This window comes from uncultured Anaerobiospirillum sp., assembly GCF_902485895.1.
Taxonomy (GTDB): domain Bacteria; phylum Pseudomonadota; class Gammaproteobacteria; order Enterobacterales; family Succinivibrionaceae; genus Anaerobiospirillum; species Anaerobiospirillum succiniciproducens.
In genome coordinates this window covers 1-3101 of the sequence record NZ_CABTML010000125.1, presented here as the reverse complement: position 1 = coordinate 3101, position 3101 = coordinate 1, and the positions used below count along the sequence as shown (strand labels likewise).

Genomic DNA, 3101 nt, shown 5'->3' with positions numbered 1-3101 from the left:
TTGAGCGCAGAACGTTACCATTACATACTTAAAATACATACTATTCGAGCATCCTATTTTCATATTGAATGCGATTAATAGGCTGTTTCTTAATTACTTAGGCAACTCCCCAATGTCAGTGGCAAGCAAAGTTAAAAGAGATTTTGAAGGGCCGCTAAAGCACTTATTAGTAGGAACATATGAACTGAAGGTTAAAATCGAGGGACGTTGGGTTTACCTAATGGTGGTGCTTGATGCTTATAGCCGTGCCATGTTGCAATTGCACACAACTTTTGACAATAGCGAACGCGAGGTTATCAGGTTGGCAGATAAGATAGCAGGAATGCTTGAAAAACCTGCCACTATCTATTTTTGTCAGCGTGGTGGCTCAAATAATAAGATCTACAAGGAGTACATTGAGTCTCACCCTATGCTCAAGGCTCCTGAATCTACCTCATATATTAGCAATTACATCAACTCATTTTTTAACCGTTTTATGGAAACACCATATGCTTTTGTAGCCCTCCAGACTGGCTCCTTGAGTAGGTTAACTGATGTCTTGCTAGCGAATATGGACGACTACAATTGTCAGATGCCACACTCTTCACTTGGCGGTAGACCTCCAATGACCATTTTTAACTTTGGCTTTCCTCAAGGCCCAAGTCCCCGTGCTGGCCGTGCGTACTATTCACAAGAACAGATGGAAGAGATTAGAGCTAAGGCTCAGCGCTTAAGAGCGGATGGTGTTCCTGAAGCGCTAATTGCCGAGCCCCTTAGATAACTAAACCTAAGAGAAAACAACTATCCTCAAAGACTGCTAAGCAATGTGCGCCTTTCATGTTTTTAAGCTTAAACAAGGGGCTCATAAGCATTCAAGCTGTAAGCTATATGTCCACGCCATAAGCCTAGCAAACTTAATTGCTTATACAGCGCCCTGCCCTGCCATGCACTGCCTTGCTAAGCTCACACTCAGTAAAGCTCAGCTAAGCTTAGCTTAGTTGAGTTGAGACAATTATTTAATTAGCTCGCGCCTAAGAGGTTGGGGTGGGCCTAGTTTTTGTGAACTCAATATTGCTGTGAGTACCGCTTTTACCTAAATAACATTATGAAAAGGACTTATTATGGCCTTATCAGTTTCAAAAACATTCCAATTTAAGCCGTATGAGCATTTGCTGTGCGGCACTAAGGAGCTGACGACTCCAAAAGGCAAGACCTATTACTTGACCGTAGTGATGGAAGTCTATAGTAGATTCATTGTGAGCTATGATCTAAGCAAAACACAAAGTGATGCCTCAGTGATTAAAGCACTCAAAATCGCTGAAGAATGTATAGTCAATCGGGCAATACCACACGTAACAGATAAATCTTTTGTGCATTTTACTCAGCGTGGTGCCGCTAAAAATCAGGCATACATAGACTATGTTGAAAGGAGCTCGCGATTTGTGATGCCTGTGGAGGCATTCAAGAACAAAAATGTTATGGCTGCGTTTTGGCGCAGGTTCACAGAAGATTTTGTTGAACGCTTCTATAGGCACTTGACCTCGTATAAGGTCTTAGATGATTATATTTATACGTATTGTCAATACAATAACGATGAGCGTCCTCACGAACCTCTATTTGGTCTTACGCCAAGGCAATTCTTGGAAGGCGCTTTGATGCGCTACGCTGATAGTCGTTAACAATCTAAAACTTAAGCCAAAGCTGCTTTTATGTAGCTTGCAATGTGCTCATCACCAACTAAGCTGCGTATGACTTGGCATCAACACTGCCAAGCTTAGCTATACTCAGCTTAGCTTACTTAAGGCAGTTCTTTAAGGTAAAAGCAGTACGTGCCTCAGATACAAGTCCATAAGTGCTATACGTTTACTGCCCCGCATCAGCGTACCAATTTAACTTCTAGACCATATCTGATTAGAGGCGACATCTGATGCACTTTTGATAAATACATCAGCCTGTTAGCACCATACTATGAGCAGGAGAGTTCATGCCCACTTCAAGTAAACCTTTAGTCATCACCCGCCCATATGAGCACTTGCTATGCGGCACTATGGAACTTAGGATTCGCAATCGCAAGACCTACTACTTCACCCCAGTTATCGAGGCCTATAGTAGGCTCATTGTGAGCTACACACTAGATAAAGATCCTAGTGAAAAGCCTGTGCTCGAGGCACTAAGATATGCCGAGAAGTATTTAGGCGCTCCTGCTCACGCTCACCTAAATCTTCAATCCACAATACATCTAACGCAGCGCGGCGCTAGTAAAAATCAAGCGTACATCGACTTTGTAAAGAATAGTCAGCGATTATTGATGCCAGAAGAAGGCTTCAAGCGCAACAATAGAATGACTTCATTTTTTAGCAGGTACACAGGCGAGTGCTTTAACTACTATTACTCCGAGCTCACCTCGTTTAAGGCGCTTGGTGCATTTACTATGGATTTTTGTAAATACTACAACGAAGAACGTATTCAAGCAGGTCTTGAGTGGCATACACCCAAGGAATACCTACACATTGCCGTCAAAAAGCTCAATGAGGAATATGCACAAGCTAATGCTCAAGCCCAAGCCTATGCAAAAGCTTAATATGTGCAAGCTCAAGCAAAAGCGTACAGAGGTAGTTTATGCACCTGTACGTGCTCATTATCATGACTTCATTAAAGTCTTATGGCAATCCTACGATACGACCGGGATCAAATACTATAAACTCACCACTTGCCTATGCGCATAGTGCTCTTTAAAAATTAGTTTATCACTCTAGCGCTGGGATCATTGCTGCTAGTAGCCCCCTACAAAGATGTTAATGTCAGATTACGCGTATACTCAAGGGATTCCTGGGACGTCAAAGGTATCTTTCAAAGTGATCCTTAGATACTCTAATTGTCTATGACAAACTAATTTTTAAAGAGCACTTTGCGGCTAACGCTTGTATGTGATAATGAACATCTTACGAGATCGCCATAGAAATGATAAGTCAGTTCACGTATTATTGGCCTTTAGACTAGGGTGCATAAATTAATCTGTGAAATCACCTCTGTAGCTCGTTTAGGCTGCGGTAAAGGCTCAGATCTCGAGTCCATCACTTACGAGGGGTACGGTGTTGGTTGCGACTTAGGTACCTCAGGTT

Annotated in this window: 3 protein-coding genes; all 3 read left to right on the top strand. The window is 42.3% G+C overall.

Annotated elements, in window-relative coordinates:
- The first annotated feature begins 301 nt into the window (after positions 1–301).
- The 3 genes from RDO37_RS10525 to RDO37_RS10515 all read left to right on the top strand — a co-directional run bounded on the left by RDO37_RS10525 (position 302) and on the right by RDO37_RS10515 (position 2560).
- Positions 302–760 (top strand): hypothetical protein, encoded by a 459-nt coding sequence (locus RDO37_RS10525; protein ID WP_308499051.1) that lies wholly within the window; start codon positions 302–304, stop codon positions 758–760.
- 340 nt (positions 761–1100) lie between these two features.
- Positions 1101–1658: a hypothetical protein gene (locus tag RDO37_RS10520; RefSeq protein WP_308499050.1), complete on the top strand. Its 558-nt coding sequence runs from the start codon at positions 1101–1103 to the stop codon at positions 1656–1658.
- A gap of 305 nt (positions 1659–1963) precedes the next feature.
- The gene (locus tag RDO37_RS10515) at positions 1964–2560 is read left to right on the top strand and encodes an IS3 family transposase (RefSeq protein ID WP_308499049.1); all 597 of its coding nucleotides are present in this window, start codon (positions 1964–1966) and stop codon (positions 2558–2560) included.
- Positions 2561–3101 lie beyond the last annotated feature (541 nt).